14 protein-coding genes are annotated in these 17235 nt (G+C 56.8%); 2 read left to right on the forward strand and 12 right to left on the reverse strand.

The window, feature by feature from the left end:
• Positions 1-36: 36 nt before the first annotated feature.
• From ACRQ1B_RS28055 to tssI, 12 genes are all read right to left on the reverse strand, one after another.
• Positions 37-2028 (reverse strand): ATP-binding protein, encoded by a 1992-nt coding sequence (locus ACRQ1B_RS28055; protein WP_432297549.1) that lies wholly within the window; start codon positions 2026-2028, stop codon positions 37-39.
• 141 nt (positions 2029-2169) lie between these two features.
• On the reverse strand, positions 2170-2967 hold the full coding sequence (locus ACRQ1B_RS28060; RefSeq protein WP_432297550.1) for an abortive infection family protein: 798 nt from the start codon (positions 2965-2967) through the stop codon (positions 2170-2172).
• A gap of 27 nt (positions 2968-2994) precedes the next feature.
• On the reverse strand, positions 2995-4125 hold the full coding sequence (locus ACRQ1B_RS28065) for an RHE_PE00001 family protein (protein WP_432297552.1): 1131 nt from the start codon (positions 4123-4125) through the stop codon (positions 2995-2997).
• Positions 4126-4257: 132 nt separating this feature from the next.
• Positions 4258-5364: a hypothetical protein gene (locus tag ACRQ1B_RS28070; protein ID WP_432297553.1), complete on the reverse strand. Its 1107-nt coding sequence runs from the start codon at positions 5362-5364 to the stop codon at positions 4258-4260.
• 3 nt (positions 5365-5367) lie between these two features.
• Entirely contained in the window at positions 5368-6216 is an 849-nt protein-coding gene (locus tag ACRQ1B_RS28075) for a hypothetical protein (RefSeq protein WP_432297554.1), read from the reverse strand.
• A gap of 23 nt (positions 6217-6239) precedes the next feature.
• Complete coding sequence (locus ACRQ1B_RS28080; RefSeq protein WP_432297555.1) at positions 6240-7172, reverse strand: hypothetical protein; 933 nt, start codon at positions 7170-7172, stop codon at positions 6240-6242.
• A 22-nt stretch (positions 7173-7194) separates the two neighbouring features.
• On the reverse strand, positions 7195-8304 hold the full coding sequence (locus tag ACRQ1B_RS28085; protein WP_432297556.1) for a DUF4150 domain-containing protein: 1110 nt from the start codon (positions 8302-8304) through the stop codon (positions 7195-7197).
• A 2-nt stretch (positions 8305-8306) separates the two neighbouring features.
• Positions 8307-9398, reverse strand: a complete 1092-nt coding sequence (locus tag ACRQ1B_RS28090; protein WP_432297557.1) for a DUF2169 family type VI secretion system accessory protein — start codon at positions 9396-9398, stop codon at positions 8307-8309.
• Positions 9399-9418: 20 nt separating this feature from the next.
• Entirely contained in the window at positions 9419-9862 is a 444-nt protein-coding gene (locus ACRQ1B_RS28095; RefSeq protein ID WP_132276779.1) for a hypothetical protein, read from the reverse strand.
• 262 nt (positions 9863-10124) lie between these two features.
• Complete coding sequence (locus tag ACRQ1B_RS28100) at positions 10125-11345, reverse strand: hypothetical protein (RefSeq protein ID WP_432297558.1); 1221 nt, start codon at positions 11343-11345, stop codon at positions 10125-10127.
• 6 nt (positions 11346-11351) lie between these two features.
• Entirely contained in the window at positions 11352-12635 is a 1284-nt protein-coding gene (locus ACRQ1B_RS28105; protein ID WP_432297559.1) for a hypothetical protein, read from the reverse strand.
• Positions 12636-12640: 5 nt separating this feature from the next.
• Positions 12641-14755 (reverse strand): type VI secretion system tip protein TssI/VgrG, encoded by a 2115-nt coding sequence (gene tssI / locus ACRQ1B_RS28110; protein ID WP_432297560.1) that lies wholly within the window; start codon positions 14753-14755, stop codon positions 12641-12643.
• Positions 14756-14994: 239 nt separating this feature from the next.
• Between tssI and ACRQ1B_RS28115 the strand changes: the two genes are divergently transcribed.
• Positions 14995-15984 (forward strand): hypothetical protein, encoded by a 990-nt coding sequence (locus tag ACRQ1B_RS28115; protein WP_432297562.1) that lies wholly within the window; start codon positions 14995-14997, stop codon positions 15982-15984.
• Complete coding sequence (locus ACRQ1B_RS28120; protein WP_432297561.1) at positions 15984-17144, forward strand: site-specific integrase; 1161 nt, start codon at positions 15984-15986, stop codon at positions 17142-17144. Before ACRQ1B_RS28115 ends, ACRQ1B_RS28120 begins: the two co-directional genes overlap by 1 nt.
• Positions 17145-17235 lie beyond the last annotated feature (91 nt).

The following is a 17235-nucleotide window of genomic DNA, read 5'->3' on the forward strand; positions in this document are numbered from 1 at the left end:
TATCGAGGAAAGTTTTTACGCTGACGAGCCCTAGGCTCACTTGTCAGTGTCACCCTGGGTGTCTACCTTTTCCTTTCCGGTCTTGACGATTGACGTTTTTAGGAGCGCGATCTTCTGCTCGATTTCCTCAGCAGAAACCTCGACCCGCAGGCGCTCCTGGATAAAGTTTAGCCGACCTTCACAATCTCGAATGATCTCAGCCCAAGTTTTCACCCAGACCTTGTGGTTCTCCTTGTCAAGGAAGAGGCCAATCGGCCTGCCTGTTTGCGTGACTCTATCTTTGACGTGATCGTCGTATTCCGTCGTAACCAAGTAAAAATTCCAGACGGTGGACGTTGTCGAGAAGTCAGGCTGTTGGATCAAGGCTCGAACGTAGTCCTCGAGCTGATCCAATTCCTTCCGGGTAACCGTCAGCGATGGCCTCTTCAACTCGATCAGCAGAAACTCGCGGTGGCCTGTATCTGCGTGCGGCACCATCCGGCCCATGAAGGAATCTATGCGGCCAATCTTGCCGTCGGGCTTGCGGCCTTTACTGTGGCGAGACCGGGTCTTGCCAAGTTCCTCCGAAACGCGAGCCATGATTTTCGTCAGACCCGATTCCTGCATCGTGAAATGGAAGTTTTCGCCGAAGATCCAGGTGTTCTCACCGACTAGGACATCGAGTTCGCCGCGCTCCTTGATGGTCGACCGGTGCTTCGGGTCGAAAACCATTTCGCGCAGTACCTGCAGCGTGACGAACCGTTCGGCGATCAGGCTCGACGCGGATATGATATGAGAGAGCTGCGTCCTTTCCAGAAGATCCGAAAAATCGTCCTGCTTGTTCTTGGGAAGATTGAACACTGCCCTGAGGATGCGGGTCACCGATTCCGGATTGTGCGCCAGAGCTTCCTTCAGCAGTCCCAAAGTTATTTTCTTCAGCGCGTTCTCGGCTTTCTTGAAATCACGCGAATAGGATTGAACGGCGTGGGTCGCGATATCGAACACCTGTCGTTCCCGGCGCTCGATTTCATCTTTGGGATCACCCTCATAGGGATAAACGCCCGCTTCCTTCAACGACTGAATTAGTTCGCTCGATTTCTCAGCCTCACGGTCTCGGAAGTAGTCACCGACTTCGTCGCGGATGTAGTCGACCACACGAGTGAAATCAGGATCGCCAAGACCGTCGAGCTCCAGCAGGTTGGCGTTAGCAATCTCCTGAAAGAAAGGCGAATAGGCGTAGACAGAGAACGAGTAATCCGGCGCCGTAACATTTGCGGGAAGCGTCCCCAGGACCACCCCGGTTTCTCCGCCGAAATGAATGCGCCGGGCGGACACTTTTGACTTCCATTCAATGACCTTCAGAGAGAGGTCGCTGATAACGCGGGTTGCGCCGATAACTGACTTGGTCTTGAAGTCATGCGATCGCTGGATCGACGTCTTGGGGTCAACCGGCACGCCATCATACAGGATTTCAATCCCCGGGTACTGAAGCACGTAGGGTGCAAAGGTCGCATTGAAATCGGCGCTGGCCTGTTCGCCGGTTAGCCATTCAAAGCTTTCCTTGAGATTGGTAAGTTCGACCACGGTGCCGGTTTCTTCAGCCGGCACTTCGACGGGCTCTGAGACTGTCCCGGTGTGCAGCCTGTTCGAGTCGACGGAGATCGACAGCGAAAAGCGTTTGCCATCTGTCTCATACACCGTATTCCAGTTCGCCTTTTGCGCCAACGAAAAGAACTTGAGGCGACCTTGCCCCTCCTTCCCGTGGATGGCCCGAGCGTGGACCTTTGTTTGCTTGGCCTGGCGTTTCCAGGATTCCCCGAGGCTCTCGAAATCATCCTCCGCACGATTCTTGGAAATCCCGAGCCCGTTGTCGGAAATAACAATGGACTGAACCCCGCCGAGCGGATTTCTCGGGAAATCGACCGAAACCCTTGTCGCATCCGCGTCCAAAGCATTCCAAACGAACTCGGCAATGGCCTTGACCGGGTCGCGCGTGCTGGCGACCTTCTCAAGATGGTCATGCTTTGCCTTGAGCGTAATGGTCGACATCGATCCCCCTTTGATTGAGAAATCACCAAGCAGACAAGCCGAGGGGCTGTCAATGACTGACTTTGCAGCCTCTGCGACTCGCCTATCTCAAAGTTCACGTGGGCATGATGATGCTGACGGCGTCGGATCGCACCGGTCCTATTATCGCTCTGGATCGTGCCAGATCTCCATAATGAAGGTCACGAGGGTATGTGCCGCATTGACGGCCAGACGCGCTTCCGAGACCGAAATCTTAGGCGGCGCAACTCCTCGTCCATGTGCTGAACCGATATGTGTCCGGTAGGCGCCGACGCCGTCGACGACCGATGCCAATCCCTGCAGCATCTTTCTCTGATCTTCAGCAAGCGTTGCGTCCGGGTTGAGGCCTAGATGGCTTTGCACCGTGCGCCACAAAGGCATGACCGTTATTTTCGAAGGCAGCTCCAGCGCAAACGTCTCGATGTAGGTTTTGCAAAGGGCTTCAATGATCGCACAAGCCGCTGTAATTGCGGCATACGGATCGCCGACTAGCTGCTCATAGGCGCGCTCGAATTCGCGCTCCACCGACGCGAAATCGCCACGCTTGAGCAGATCACTCAAGCCTATGGCGACCGGCGCGCTGCCCGCGTGCGTGATGCGTCCATTTGTGTGATAGGACAGGCTGTTCTTTGCCAACGCGTCTCGAATCCGCTGCTGCCCCTTCTCGACCTCGCCGTTATACGGCTCAAGTTCCATGAAATCCTGTATCACCTCACCTAGGACATCCAGGGCGTCGACGCTGTCATCCTCGTTGCATCGCCTGAGCCAGAGCGCGCATTTGGATTCGCAATTGCCGACCGGTGGCTCTCCCGGAGCCCCGCTTTCCATGAAGAGCGTGTCCAGCTTGCTATGGCTGTAATAATGCTGGCCGATCACCGATGCGGTTGCACCGATAACCGAGTTCGGAATCTGCCGCCCCATTCTAAAATCCTCCGCTACGATGCCTTCCTATATCACGCCCCACGCCCGAAACCTCCCCCTCCCCGTCATCTCGCGAAGCCCGAGTTCCAAAACGATCCGCCGCGCCGCCTGCGGCGTGACCTCGAGCGTTCTCGCCACCATCGCCGCCGAGACGAGCGGTTTGGCCATGACGAGCTCGACCAGTTTTGGCAGTTTTGAAGACGCTCTCCGCCCCTCCAGCTTCCGCTCCATCAGTGTGCGCGCCAAAACCAGCCGGTCATGTTCTTTCATGCCGATCTCGGCGGCCGCCAAAAGGCCGTGGGCGATGGCGAGCAGCCGGGTTTCGCGATCGCGACTTCGGCGCCGATCGACCGGAATGGTTTTCAGGCCGAAATTGATGGCGGCGAGATGGGTACCGGTGGTGATACCGGCTTCCCGCAGGATCGAGGCGGCAAACAGGCGGCCGAGCCACGGGGCATGCTGCAGGACCGACAACTCGCTCCAGGCATCGAGGGCAATGATCGCCCTAAACATCGCAGGCAAGTCTTGCGCCTGCCGCAGCACACTACGCCATTCGTCGAGCCGGGCATCCTCGTCCCAGTCGAGATCGTAGATCATCGGGTCTTTGTCTTTAACGCTGCCACGGCCGGGTCGCTTGGCGCTCTCGATCGCCGCCTCCGATCGGGCGAGCACCGCATCGATGGCGGCAAAATCCACGCCGGGCAGATTTTCGGCCTCGTCGTTATCGTCCCCCTCCCCTTCTCGATCGACGGCAGGCGCAGGTCGCATGCTGCCGACCGGCTCTGCCGCCTCGGCGCCGACCGCCCCGGTGTCCGACGTTTGTCGCAAAACCCGGATACCGTCTGGGGATAGCGCCCAGTCAGGTGACTGGCCAGCAATGCGTCGGCGAGTGCGCAACACGTCGCGGGCGATGGTGAGTTCGTGGGTTGGGGTGCGGATATCGCGAAAGGCGTCGTGGAGGACGAGGTCTTCGAGATGGACGAGCTCGCCGTCGATCCACAGCGAGCCACAGGCGTCGGCGAAATTTTGCCGCTCGAGGAAGCCGGCGCCGACCGGCGAGCGGGCGATGCGTTCGTCGAGACGGGTCAGGGCGACCGCCGCGTCAAAAACCGGCCCAACCAAGTTTGAAATGCTGATTTTCGCGAGATCGTAAGCCATTGATATCATGGTAAACGATCTTTTAAACGAACTCTATATGAATATTGATGTTCGCCACATGGTATGATTGCCGGTTGAGGTTATAACCATCGATAAGTATCCCTTATCGATGGTGAATGCGGCTTGCCTGTCTCAGTTGTCGCGCGCTTTGATTATGATTGCAGATCGCAACCCGCTGTAACCACTGCCAGCCGATATCAAGACTCGCATACCTCTATGTGCATCAGCGTCGCTGCCACTAAAAGCGGCATCGAACGACTGCTGCGAACGCGCGAGAATGATCGAGAGCCCCCCATAGGCGGCACCGACATCGCCGAAGCGCAAAGAAGGGTAGACAGGCTCCACCCCGTCCTGCAAGCAGAATGGATTCAGTCGGTGCATGGCGAAAGACAGCTCCGTCGCGCGGTAGCGACTGTTGTTCCAGTCGGCAATCCAGGCGTTGATCCATTTCGTCTGCCCTTTGGGTGCGGCCATGTCGGCGGCCGCAAATGCCGCATCGCTGAGCGCCGTGAATGCGCTCTCGGCCTGCTCGTATTCCAGTGTGGGTTCAACGAAGTTGCCGGCGCCCAGGACCTGCGGATGCGACGACACATTACTCTGATCCGAGAACAAAAGCATGCCTGCCGCCTCGCCGGGAACAAAACCAAACTGGTTTTGCTTGCTGAACAGTCGTTTCTGGTCGTTGAGACGATTAAGCCGACGGTGATCGCTGTAGCTGTCGACAGCTGCGATCATAATTATAGGCGAATCGTCTGTCCTCCTTTCCAGAAAACAATCAGCGATGGCCGACCCTACACCGGCGTGACCGACAGCGCGCATCACCGTCGAGGAAAAACGAAGGTCGCAAGCATGATTGACCGCATGCTGAATGTTGGCGGCCAACTCCTGCCCGAGCGTGGCAAGCGAGGCCTTGTCCAGACCACCGGCTTCGTCAACCTCAGGAAGCAACAGGATCAGCTTGATCGCATTGCGACGCGCTTCCGATAACGCCGAGACAGACGAAGACAGGCGGGCGATGAAATCTTCGGTCGCTTCCGCCAGCAATTCACGGGCACGATCAGCAAAACGACCGATCGCGTCTCCATCCCGAAACGCGCAAAGTTGCGGCTGAAAATCCTGCCCGAGAAAACGCTCGTTGCGAAACAGAACTGTCTTATCCGCCGTAATCGCGGCAAGCGTGGCTTCGGCACTCGGAGCAAGCGCCGTTGAGAGGCCGCATTCAATAAGCGCGAATGTCACGGATCAACCATCGCTTTCGCTGCGGACATTCAGATTAGCTATCCGCCCACCGGCCACCACATTGAGGAATTCAAGCATCCCGTATTTCTGGTCGCCGTAATCTCCGAACAGAAGTTCGACCTGACCATTATGCTGGCGTGTAAAGATTTCGGCCTCGTTGTCCGGGATATCACTGTCGAGATTGCTGATGGAGGTAAACACGCCACTGCCGAAGAGACTGAGGAAACAATCCTCGACTTCGTCGAGATCGCCTGCGGGAAAGTCCTGACCCGCGCTTGATGTGACGATCAGCCTGTCGCCGGTGTAGTTCTCGTTGACCTCATCCCGAAGAGCGGCAAACGCAGGGAAGGATATGCCCTCGCCGGTAAAATTCAGAACATCGGTCGCCGCAGCCTCCCCTTGTTCGGCAGCTTTGACATTGGAAATCTCCAGTGACGCGACGTTTTCACGAAAACTCGTCGGTTGTGACAGCGCATCGGCATCCTCACCGAGAAGCGTGCGCATGGCTTCATATCCTTCCCGGCTTGTGTGATGAAGGCGCGCCACGATCCGAATGGCCGCGACAAGTGCGTTGTGATGCACACCTTCAGACGAAACGGCCACCGACATATTGCCTTCATCACTCCAGCCGACATGGACTTCGGCCGTTTCGCGCGTCGAGAATCTCTCCCAGCAGAAAAAACCGAGACGCAAGGCATCTTCAAGCTCGGAAAATGCTTCTTCGAGCACTTCCCGGCGCTCTTCGTCGGGGGCCATGCCGTCGTTGTAGATGACGTCTAGATGGAAACTGCGCAGGTAAAGCGGAAAATTTGAAAGTGGCTGTTTCAGCGTCTCTTTGACCAGGCTGGACACGCGGTATTCTCCGATGAAAATGTTTATTCGAAACGGGAAAGGTAGGCTTCAACCTTATCATTATGGGTCGGCTCACCGGTTCCCCCGAAGGCGAACGCCTTCAAACAGTCAGCCGGCATTTGCACTGGCGAAAGATAGGCCGCAACAGCCCGGTAGGAGTCGATAGCCTCACCCTTATTGACATCTCCCCAGATGGGCTCGGAACCCGCCGTAATACTCAACACGGAGTCCGATTTATCGACCGCAATATCGGGTTGGCTTCTGAGGTCTTCCGTCGGCGGAAGACGATCCCAGAACTCCTGACCGACCAGAGTTCGCCAGCCAATATCCGCAATGCCGGCCTGTTCTCCGGATTTCCAGCGATAAGCTGAACCTTCGCGCAGCACTCCATCCATCACCATCGAGGGAGAAATCTCGATCGCCGCTTTAAATCGCGCGACGGCAGCGCCCATGATGAATTCGAGACTGTTCTTATATGGCGGCAGAAAGAAGCCAAAACCCATTACGCCGGTTATCAGGTGCACCTTGAGCAACTGCTCCGTCACGAAATCCGCAAACTCAGGGATCGAAGGCGCTGTCTCGGGAAGATCAATTTCCAGAAAATGGAAATGACTGCGCTGTTCGACGCAGAAATACGGAACCGCCGGTTCCTTGAACTCCTCAATCGCATATCCATAGCGACGAATACCTTCACCATATTCGGTATTGTCACGCCGAAAATAGTTCTGGCCGTCCGCAATCAATTCAGGATTGGTCCAACGGATCTTCCCCGTATGGCCGGGAAAGTTGTAGGAGGTCACATTGGCGCTCTCTCCAAACGCCGCCTCGAACCGACTGTAAATCGCTGCCAATGCACCACGGCTCGGCTCTGCATGAATATCGCCTTCGACAATCGCGATGATCCTGAAGGCAGGCACAGCAGAGGGATTACCATTGTACGAAAGTAGGTCGGTCATTCAAAACTCCGGATTTTTGAGGTCAGGCGGACGGGACGACGAGGCCGCCCTTCTTATCGCAGTCGCAAGTGGCGTTATCCACCTTTTTCGGGTTTTGGCCCGAGGCCCTGCGATACGCTTCTTCCTGCTTTTGTTTTTCCTGCCAGTTATCCTGATAGCCCGTATCGGGATCGTCGAACTTGTAGTCGTAAACATCGATAAGATCGCCGTCTGGCCCCTGAATTGCGACATCCGGAACAACCTTGATGGCCTTATCCATGATCATCTCCGATTGCTTGATCGTGTCGTAGATTTCGTAACCGGTGTAGGCTAGGTCTGCAGCATCGACGATGGTGGAAAGTATGTTCAATCCGGGAACAAGCTTCATCCAGGCCTTGCCCGCCATCTTGACGCCCTTCTGGACGATCTTGCGTTTGACCAGCTTGTCGACCTGTCGCTTGATAGCGCGCTCCAGGCCCGCGCGGTCGTAAATCTTTCTTGCTCCCTCGAAGAGCTTGTCGGCAGACGAATAGAACGCCTTTTCCGCATGGCCGATGGCGCCCGGATAACGGCGTCCAATCGCTCGGGACAACGCGCTGTCTCCTTTGTTGAGCGCAGCAGTCGTCCGGTCCTTTGCGATGTTAGAGGGTGTTCGGCAATTCCCGCCCTTTTTCTTGCAATCGTGCCACTCTTCGCGAACCTGGCAGAAAATCTTGCAGAGTTCTTTCATCACTTCCGAAAGGCCCGCAGGCGGCTCATAATGCCCGCCCGCGCCGGAAATGCAGTTCTTGTTGTTCATGAACAGCTTGTCCGACAGGCGGCAGATATTCTTGCCTTCCGCGTAGACGTTCGGTGAATAGGTGATCCACGTTGATTCATGCAGGTTGGTACCCGACATCACCCCCTTGGCGGTCCCCGGCTCATCGCCATAACCCGGCGTGTGCGCTGATCCCCTGATCGCCACCGAATGACCGCCATCGGCGAAAACGGTGCGTGTGCCGCGGATCAGGTCACGCGAGAACGAAATGATCGAATACGGCACCGGGACAGGCCCGGACGGCGTCAGGCAGACATCCGGCGTCGAGTTCTTCTCATAACCACCCGTGCCCTTGTGGGAGATGGTGAAGCCATTGGCGGAAACGGTATTCGGCATCTTCAAACCTCCATGCCGAGGCCGTCGAAGCACTCGGTATCTTCAGGCCGCACACGGAACCCGGACCGCCCCCGCAATGCCAACTCGCTGCGTTCGACCAAAACGTCATTGGCAGCGCTCATCAGCGGCATGGCACCGCAATAGGACAGTGTCAGCAAGCCGTCGTCAGGGAAAAGATGAATGGTTTGCAGCGCCATTGGCGTTTCCTGCCAGCGGCTTTTGAAACGCGTCATCAGCTCGAATTGCAGGGTCGGCAGTTCGGTCGTGAACTGTCGAAGCGACGCATCTCCGCCGTCGGGCAGCATATTGGTCAAAGTAACGATCTGGCCTGAAGAGGGTGCATGGTCGAGCTGCTGGTCCACCGATACACTCTGCCAATAATCCTCATTAAGATCGTCAGGCAGAAGCGGTGATTTCCGGCGCATCCAGTTCTGGTCGTAGGTACCGGAATGCTGCGCACGCTGCGGCCATGATTTAGGAATGGCGCAAAAGCCAACCGGCTCGGCACTGCCATCCCACTGTCTCAAGGGCTCCGCGCCTTGCGCATACAAACGCGGCAGCGCCTTGCCTTTTGCCGCAGCCTCGGTTTTCCAGTAACCCAATCCGAGAGGGTTGCCCGGATGCACCTGTGCAAGTTCCGTGTCGCTTGCCTGATCGGTGCCGCCGAACGTCTGGCTGAAGCCAAGGAAAACGGGATCATCGCCGCTCTGCAATTGCGGCTGCAAACGCTCTGACCATGTCATGGCAGGCTGGACCGAAAGGGACTTCGACCACTCGCCGATGGAGGCGGACACCGTGTAGGGCTCATCAATCGCTGTCGTCGCCGGTCGATAGGCATGGCCGGTTACGACGATATCTGGCCGAACCTTTGGAAGCCCGATATCAAGGTCAGCGACCAGATCGCTGACGCCGACACCTTCACGCCAGACCGGTGCGCGAAAAAGATCGACCTGCTTGCGCTCGAAAAGACAAGTCCGCTGATAGCGCATGCGAAAGGTCGCCTTCGCCCACACCAGCCAAAAGCTTCGCCCTTCCTTGTCGCGATCAAAACCCGAAAAGGCGGCAAAGGGTGTACGGTTGGCCAGCGTCCACATAGCGCGGGTCTCCCAGAATCTCAGTTGAGTTCGACAACGGCGCCCTTGAGGCCCATCCGCCCAAGTGCCTCGATGGAAATGTCGTCACCCAAAATGCGCACGCGCCCATCGGGATACAGGCGCAGTTCAGAGCGTCCGCATTTGAGGGAAAGAGGCGTATCCGCTGGTTTATGCGCCGGAGACAACGCGCCCTGAGAGAAAGCGCGTGCAATTGCATGAAACGGCACATGGCCGATCAGAAGGACGGGCCCGGCCGCCAGGTTCATCCCGATCGCCAGACATCCGACCGTGTCTGCTCCAAACTGGATGCCGGATATGACGATTGCAGGATTCACCCCTGCAAGAACCGGAACACCTGCGTCCGATACTTCCAGAATGAGATGAAGGCAAAACTGACTTCTATCCGCAGCGGCATCGATTGACTGGGAAAGCGGCAAAAGATTGGTTGCAAGATCGTACTTCATGATAGGGCAACTCCACAATATCCGCAGGAAGTATGCTGTTTCAAGTCGAGGACGAGTTTACGCATCGGCTCGCCCAAGAAACGGTTGAACGCACCGGAGGCCACAAAAGCGAGCAAGGCCAAACGTCTGAAGAACATACGAGAGCTGATCAGGCCAAACAGGAAAGACACGGGCGTCCTCCAATTTGGAGCCTGTTCGCCGGCCAAAGGACCCAAGTCTCGTTTCCGGCTCTCAGTCTGCCAAGGCGTGAAATACGGAGACATCAGCGTCCCACTGCCCTCAGATCAAATTGTCGCTCGATTTCACTGCGTTCTTGCCCAAGTGATATCTTGGCAACCGAGAATGCTGACACACCAGTCACCCAACCGTTGAAAATCATCTGACGGGCTTCCGCATCAAACGACCGGATGTTTCGCCGAGCATCGTACGTATTCAGTCCCAGAACTGAGATCGACGGCGATGTATTTTTCTGGACATAGATTTCGGAAACGAAATGTCCGCCGGCTGCCATATCCCAAGCGCGCGCGTAAGCATGCGCGACGGTTTCACCAGACGTGTTTTTGATGGTTTGCATCTCTGCATCACCTGAAAATGCCGTTTGCCCGCTCTGATCGATCTGCTTGGTAAACTTGGATATCATCTCCGCAGCTACCTCTCGACCTTTCGTCAGATCAACCGGGCGAATGTGGACGACCAGATTGGGATATTCCTCCCCATCAAGTGACAGGTTGTAATCGCTCGTACCTTGGGGCTTACCGCTGCTGTCGACTTTTTTGACGTCCCAGTTCTTAGGATAAAGAAAAGACTCTCCACCTTTGGCTTTTTCCTCGCCCAGGCTCGCAAAAGCATCGCCGTCGTCCTCCATCCGGATCCCGCCGAAAAAGCGGGACAACGCATCCTCGTATTCCGGATAATCCTCGTACTCGAATGCCGCGTGAATAACGAGCACATCACGCCCGTGACTGATTGCGGCAACTCGGCTCATGCGGCTGTAGCCAGCGCCTTCCTTAAACTCGCTGCCGGCGAGAAAGCCGAAAACACTGTTGCCTTTTTCCTGATCTTGGAGGATCCGATTATAGCCATTGATAGCAAGGAACCCGTAACCGGCAGTTTGCGCATCGGCGAAAGACGGAAACCGGAGACGATGGACCTCGATCATGAGCCTGTCACGGTCCTCTGGCTCGTAGATTCGGGCAATAACGCCCTCCTTCCCCTGAGGAGCCTCTTCTGTCCAGATATCCATCTTGTCGTTCAAGATCGACGAAAAGCTGAAACCAGTTTCGCCGAGATCAATCTTCTTCCGAGTGTATTTGCCCGACTCTTCGGTAGAGATCGCAAGAATTCTTTCAGTCGAATAGGTCTGGGCCATGGCCACCTCGGAAATGAAAATGGTAAAGAGTGATGACGCACCAACCGCAAATGCCAGCACGGCCTTTCGACACATTTCACCGAGTTTATAAGGTTTGTTGTATTGCTGGTGCATGTCAGGTTATTTCTCCGGTGTTTGCAGGCCGAAACCAGCCTTAATGCCAGCGCCAGGACCAAACGCCGCCTTGCCTTTTAGTCTCGCGCCGACTTTGCCGTCCTCGAGATCACCCATCTCTCCCTCCACGGCAAGCGCCCCGCCAATACTTGCTTCTCCGCCAATTTCGACAAAAAATCCCCAGTCCCATTCCTTGCCGACTTTATCAAGTCGAGTGTCCCACTCCGCCCATTCTGCTACGCCGTTGAAGGAATGAACGACGAAATTTAGCGCGCGGGCAGGGGTGACGGATACTCCGACTCCGCCGTTGATCTGTCCAAGCGTCGCGTCTATGCCAGCCTTGCCAGTGGTAACAAAGGTGGGGGAGCCGTTGTAAGTGCCGACTTTAATGCCAGCTTCAAGGGCACCTTCCAATTTTCCAACCTCAAAGCCACCTTTCGCGTTGAGCAACCCGTCTTGGTTAAGGGTACCATTCCCCTCGATCAAGCTTACTGCACCAGACACTCCTGCTTTCGCGGTGACGTTCGCATTGCCGCCAACCCAGTCGTCCGACCCGGTGTAGCCGACCGTCGCTTTGCTTGACGCATTGAAAACGCTCAACTTTCCCTGAGCGAAGCCATCCTTGTCCTCAAGGACCTTGTAGGACTCATCGTAAAACTTCTTGTCTAGGTTCGAGCCGGTTTCGTACTTGCCTCTGATTGGCTTTCCGGTTTCCTTGTAGGTGGAAGTGTGTCCCTTTTTTCTCTCAGTGGAACCATCCTCGTATGTTGTCCGAGATCGTTCATACCCTTCTTCGGATTCCACCTTGCTTTTGGCCGAAGTTGTCACTTCCGGATCGTGCGTCTTGTCCTCGTCCTCTTTTTTCTCTTCTTGTTTTATCAGTTCGTTCGCCGGCCGCTGTTCAGCTTCCTTGGCAACCTGTTGGGGATTCCCCTCAGTCTCTATATGAGATGCATCTGTAGCAAAGCCGTCAGAAGACAGCATCGTATTCTGATGCTCGCGCGGTGTTTGCTCGCCAAGCAGGGGGCCGGCCGCCCCATCGGTCGAAGGAGAGAAGCGCCAGGGTTTTAGGTAGGAGCCCGGTTCGTAGCCAGGTTTGTAGGGCGGGCGAACGCTCTGTATCGCCGCCGGTGCGGGACAAAACCCTTCTAGGTCCTTGCGCACCACCTGACGCAATGCTTCTTCTTCACGCGACGAACGCCGGAAGAGCGGTGGTAAGACAGGCCCGAAATTTGGATTTCCGCGCCAATAATCGAGATTAGAAGCTTGCGGTTGGTTTTTGTCGCTCATGACGATCAATTCTCGTCAATACGATCAGCCTGGAAACGGATCCGCTTTGCCTTGATCGTCACATCACCTTCCTTAGACATCGTAATCAAAACGTTTTCGCCGACGCGAATGTTGAACTGGTGACCAACATTGATGTTATGAACTCGGCCGATATCTGCATCATACCGCCCCCTAACGATCAGGCTCATTTTCTTGCCTACCGTCGTTTGTAGGAGGTTGCCAACGATCGTAGACTTCGCGACGCCGACAATTTCCGAACTCCCACCATGAACTATCTCAGATTTGTTCTTTTCAATGAACATCTGATAGTTGCCCTTGGCAAAATTGAAGGGGTCTGGAATTCGCATCTTCTGCATGAAGTCGGAAAAATTACCAAACATGTTCATGGTGCGCGACAAGAGGTATTCGGTGAGTTTGTTCTGCCCGACAGCTATAGAAACGTTGCCCGTCACAACCTGCTCATAGTCACCACCGACGAAACCAGTCTTGTCGTTTGCCACGTGCTGATGGCGGTCATGCTCAATCCGCTCTCGAGTGTCGTTGAGAACGTGAATGTCGTGGTCCTTCTGGGCGTGCAGGAACAGTTGCTCTTTTCCGGCTTCATCCTCGAAGGACATTTCATTGAAGCCCTGCCCCTTGTGCGTATTCGAACGCATGACCATACGCGTCTTGTTGGCCGGCAGATCGTAAGGCACACCATTGGCCGTATTTGGTACAACACCCGTTACCAGCGGCCGATCGGGATCACCATCGACATAGGCCACCATCACTTCCATGCCGATGCGCGGAATGGTCTGGCCACCCCAGCCACCACCCGCCCAGGTCTGTGCGACACGCACCCAGCAAGTATCCGACCCGTCCTTCTTGGCCTTGCGGTCCCATGGGAACCAGACTTTGATGCGGCCGTACTGATCCGGGTGGATCTCTTCGCCTTCGGGTCCCGCGACGATCGCCACCTGTGTGCCTTCGATGCGCGGACGTTTCGCTTCCCTATGCGGCGTCATCGGCACGCGGGAGGGGGCGGCTTCGAACTCGTTGCGATATTCCGGCTCGTTGCTGTTGGTTTCGTAGGAGCGATCCACCACCGTCTGGATAGACTTGATGATCACATGCTCTTCATAGGCATGATCAGGATGCGCGACTTCGTAAGGGGTAAAACGACGGCCGGTTTCGATGATGCGGCTGGTGGAGGCGCCGAACACGCGGTCGTGGTCGGCTTCCGATGCCTGGGCGCGCAGTTTTTGCGCACGCTCGGCCTCTGCCACAGAGGAGATGCGCGCCGGGTATTCGTAAAGCTCGCGTTTTGTGGCATCCGGCATCTGCACCAGAGACGGTGTCATCGTGCCCGGCACCATGCGCGGCGTTTCAAAATTCCAGTCGGCGCCGGCGCGCTGGCCCGGCACGTAGGAGAAACGGCGGGCCCATTCGTTGATATGGTTACGGTCGGACGAGCCCTGCGCCAGGCGCACTCGTTTCTCGCCCTGTGCCGAGGCTGACGGGCCGAGCCAGCCATTGGCGGTATCGGCAACATGCAGCTTGTGTTTGCCGTCCTCGTGGCTGAACCAGTAGAACAAGCCGTCCTCTTCAAAACGGCGGCAGAGATAGTCAAAATCTCGCTCGTTGAATTGGACACTGTAATGTTGCGCAGGCGGAGATGTGATGACACCGGATGTATCGGGTGCCGGGATGCCGTGTTCAGAGAACAGGATTTCGGCGATCTCGATCGACGTCTTGTCCATCCAGATGCGGCAGTCGGAACGACGGGTGAGCAGCCACATCTGCGGGCGCAGCACCATGGCATAGGAGCGCAGGCCGCGGGTGATTGGAGGACCTTCGTTGAGTTCGGTGACCAGGCCGTTGAACGGGCGGCGGATGGCCGGGATATCTTCGCCGTCCCCCTGCTGTACTTCGACCGAAACATCGAGGAGACGACCGATCAGCTCTTCCGGCTTGATCTGCTCCTTCTTGGTGCGGGCGACGAGGCGGATCTCAAACAGCGAGGAGACACTCTCCTCAATGGTGACGCGCTCGGGCAGAAGCTGGTCTTCGCCAAGCGGAGAGTTGATCTTGAGAATGCGGCTCGCCTGGATGAAATCGGCGGCGGAAGATGCATTGTCCATGGTCGGCTCCGGCAATCTGAAAACCAAGAAAAGCACCACAGGAGTCAGGAAACGGAAACCGATGATGCGAAAAATGCACGTCTTAATCGCCGCGAAAACTAGAGCCGCACTCCGTCAGGTCAACCCTGAATGGGCAAGGTTTCGCAGATTGGGGGAATTTACGGAGCCTAGCAGTTGCAAAGGCTGCCGCGAAAAGCGGACATTGTCTGTTGCAAAAATCGGCGAGACCGGCATCTTTGGTGCCGCGCTTCGATCGAACCGGTTTCGGATTGGTGTGCGGCATGAGGCAAGTCAGGCAGGCGGGCGAACGATTGGCCAGGAAAAAAGACGTCAGGCAAACGATCGCGCCAATCGCAGATGATGCCGACACCTACGCACTCAATCGTGAGGAACCAAACGAGCGGCGTGGCGGTGGCTGGACGGTGGCGTTGCGCCGGAGGGCCAAGAAGATCGTGCGGCTGTTCAAGGACAGTATCTATGGTTCGTCCGATGCCGCCTATGCCCAGGCACGCGCCTATCGTGATGCCATTATCACTGCCCTGCCCCCGCCGACCAATCTCGAACAGGCAGTCAAGATCCGCAAGAATAACAAGAGTGGCATCTCAGGAGTTCGTCGGGTCGAAACAGAAGAAGGTGACGTCTGGCAAGCGACACTGATGACCAATGAGGGACAGAAACGAGAGAGTTTCTCCGTCGGCCGGCTGGGTGAGGAGACCGCCAAGTCGATGGCGATTGGACAGCGCATGCGTTGGCTAAAGGCACTCCCAGTCAAACATCTCGCCTTCGCCCATCATTCCGAAGAGATCACGCGGCAAAACTTTGACCATCAGCTTGACGTCGTTGCCGACGTGGCACCGCAGGTGCAGATCAGCGAGAAAGAGGTCGTTGCCCGCATCGCTGAGATCAATGCTCGTTTTGATGCCTACCGCCCTCCCCGGTTGAAAGTACGTGTCAAAAGCTATGGGCCGGCGCGGCTGGCGGTCGCCGTCTCTGATGGCGGCTTTCCGGCTAAGCGCAAACTGGCACACGTCAACACGGTAAAGATGATGCATGGTGGCGCGCTGGCCGCTGCCGGCAAAGTTCACGAAGTCGTCGAAGAGATCTACAATGCTGACGTTGCCCGCTGGTTTGCCAGTGAGCATGGCAATGCTCTGCTGGCGCCGGAGAGCTTTGATCCTGCGGTCGGTTTCAATGTCACCGTCTGGGTGCCGGTGGAGTTGATTGGCTGATGTCGCAGAAACGCAAACCGGCTGCATCCCTCTCCTCCGTTGACCGCCGCGCGGCCGAGCTCGATACGATCGCCGCGGTTCTCCCGATCGACCGCCGTGACGAGCTTGCCGAGCTGCTGACTGATCAGGATGTCGAAACACTCCGGCATCTGGTCAATGAAGGAATGGGTGACAATACGCTGCGTGCCCTCACCTCCGATCTTGCCTATCTGCAGGCATGGTCACTGGCATCAACAGGCGCGTCCCTGCCCTGGCCGGCGCCGGAAGCGTTGCTCTTAAAATTTGTCGCCCATCACCTGTGGGATCCGAACAAACGCAACACCGATCCCGATCACGGCATGCCGGTTTCCGTTGAGCAAAACCTCCGCGCCCAACGCTTCCTGAAATCCGCCGGCCCTCACGCACCTGACACCGTGCGCCGACGGCTTGCCTCGTGGTCGACGCTGACCAGATGGCGAGGTCTGACTGGCGCTTTCGCCTCCCCTGCCCTCAAGTCGGCAATCCGCCTTGCCGTGCGCGCCACGCCGCGACCGCGTAAACGCAAGAGTGCCAAGGCTGTCACAGGTGATATTCTGGCCAGGCTGCTTGCGACCTGTGGCACCGATAGTTTGAGGGACATCCGCGATCGGGCGATCCTGATGGTGGCCTTTGCCTCAGGCGGCCGCCGCCGCAGCGAGATCGCCGGGCTGCGAAAAGAACAGCTCACCAATGAGCCACCGATCACCGCCGAGGATGGCACCACCCTGCCCTCGCTTGCCATCCATCTCGGCCGCACCAAGACATCCGGTGCCGACCACGATGAGGTTGTCTATCTTACCGGCCGGCCCGTCGAGGCACTCAATACCTGGCTCGAAGTGGCCCGCATCGACACGGGCAGCATATTCCGCGCCATTGACCGCTGGGGCAATGTGTCCAAACGCACGATCGATCCGCAATCCGTCAACGACATCGTCAAGCAGCGGGCAAAGCTCGCCGGGCTGGAACCTGGAGAGTTTTCGGCACACGGATTGCGGTCAGGTTATCTGACCGAGGCAGCCAATCGCGGCATACCGCTGCCGGAAGCGATGGAGCAGTCGAGGCATCGATCCGTGCAGCAGGCGTCGAGCTATTATAACAGTGCGACGCGGCGCAGTGGGAAGGCGGCGCGGCTGCTGAGCTGATCGCGGGCGCCACGGTCAAATCGATGGTGGCCCTTCCGGCGCGGGATACGTGTTCAGCCTTTCGCGAATGTATCCCTCGATATAGGCGAAG

The sequence above is a fragment of the Endobacterium panacihumi genome (assembly GCF_050847465.1).
Taxonomy (GTDB): Bacteria; Pseudomonadota; Alphaproteobacteria; order Rhizobiales; family Rhizobiaceae; genus Neorhizobium; species Neorhizobium panacihumi.

Coding starts and splice junctions, on each gene's coding strand:
- ACRQ1B_RS28055 (WP_432297549.1), bottom strand. CDS start 2,028: ATGTCGACCATTACGCTCAAGGCAAAGCATGACCATCTTGAGAAGGTC.
- ACRQ1B_RS28060 (WP_432297550.1), bottom strand. CDS start 2,967: ATGGGGCGGCAGATTCCGAACTCGGTTATCGGTGCAACCGCATCGGTG.
- ACRQ1B_RS28065 (WP_432297552.1), bottom strand. CDS start 4,125: ATGGCTTACGATCTCGCGAAAATCAGCATTTCAAACTTGGTTGGGCCG.
- ACRQ1B_RS28080 (WP_432297555.1), bottom strand. CDS start 7,172: ATGACCGACCTACTTTCGTACAATGGTAATCCCTCTGCTGTGCCTGCC.
- ACRQ1B_RS28085 (WP_432297556.1), bottom strand. CDS start 8,304: ATGCCGAATACCGTTTCCGCCAATGGCTTCACCATCTCCCACAAGGGC.
- ACRQ1B_RS28090 (WP_432297557.1), bottom strand. CDS start 9,398: ATGTGGACGCTGGCCAACCGTACACCCTTTGCCGCCTTTTCGGGTTTT.
- ACRQ1B_RS28095 (WP_132276779.1), bottom strand. CDS start 9,862: ATGAAGTACGATCTTGCAACCAATCTTTTGCCGCTTTCCCAGTCAATC.
- ACRQ1B_RS28100 (WP_432297558.1), bottom strand. CDS start 11,345: ATGCACCAGCAATACAACAAACCTTATAAACTCGGTGAAATGTGTCGA.
- ACRQ1B_RS28105 (WP_432297559.1), bottom strand. CDS start 12,635: ATGAGCGACAAAAACCAACCGCAAGCTTCTAATCTCGATTATTGGCGC.
- tssI (WP_432297560.1), bottom strand. CDS start 14,755: ATGGACAATGCATCTTCCGCCGCCGATTTCATCCAGGCGAGCCGCATT.
- ACRQ1B_RS28120 (WP_432297561.1), top strand. CDS start 15,984: ATGTCGCAGAAACGCAAACCGGCTGCATCCCTCTCCTCCGTTGACCGC.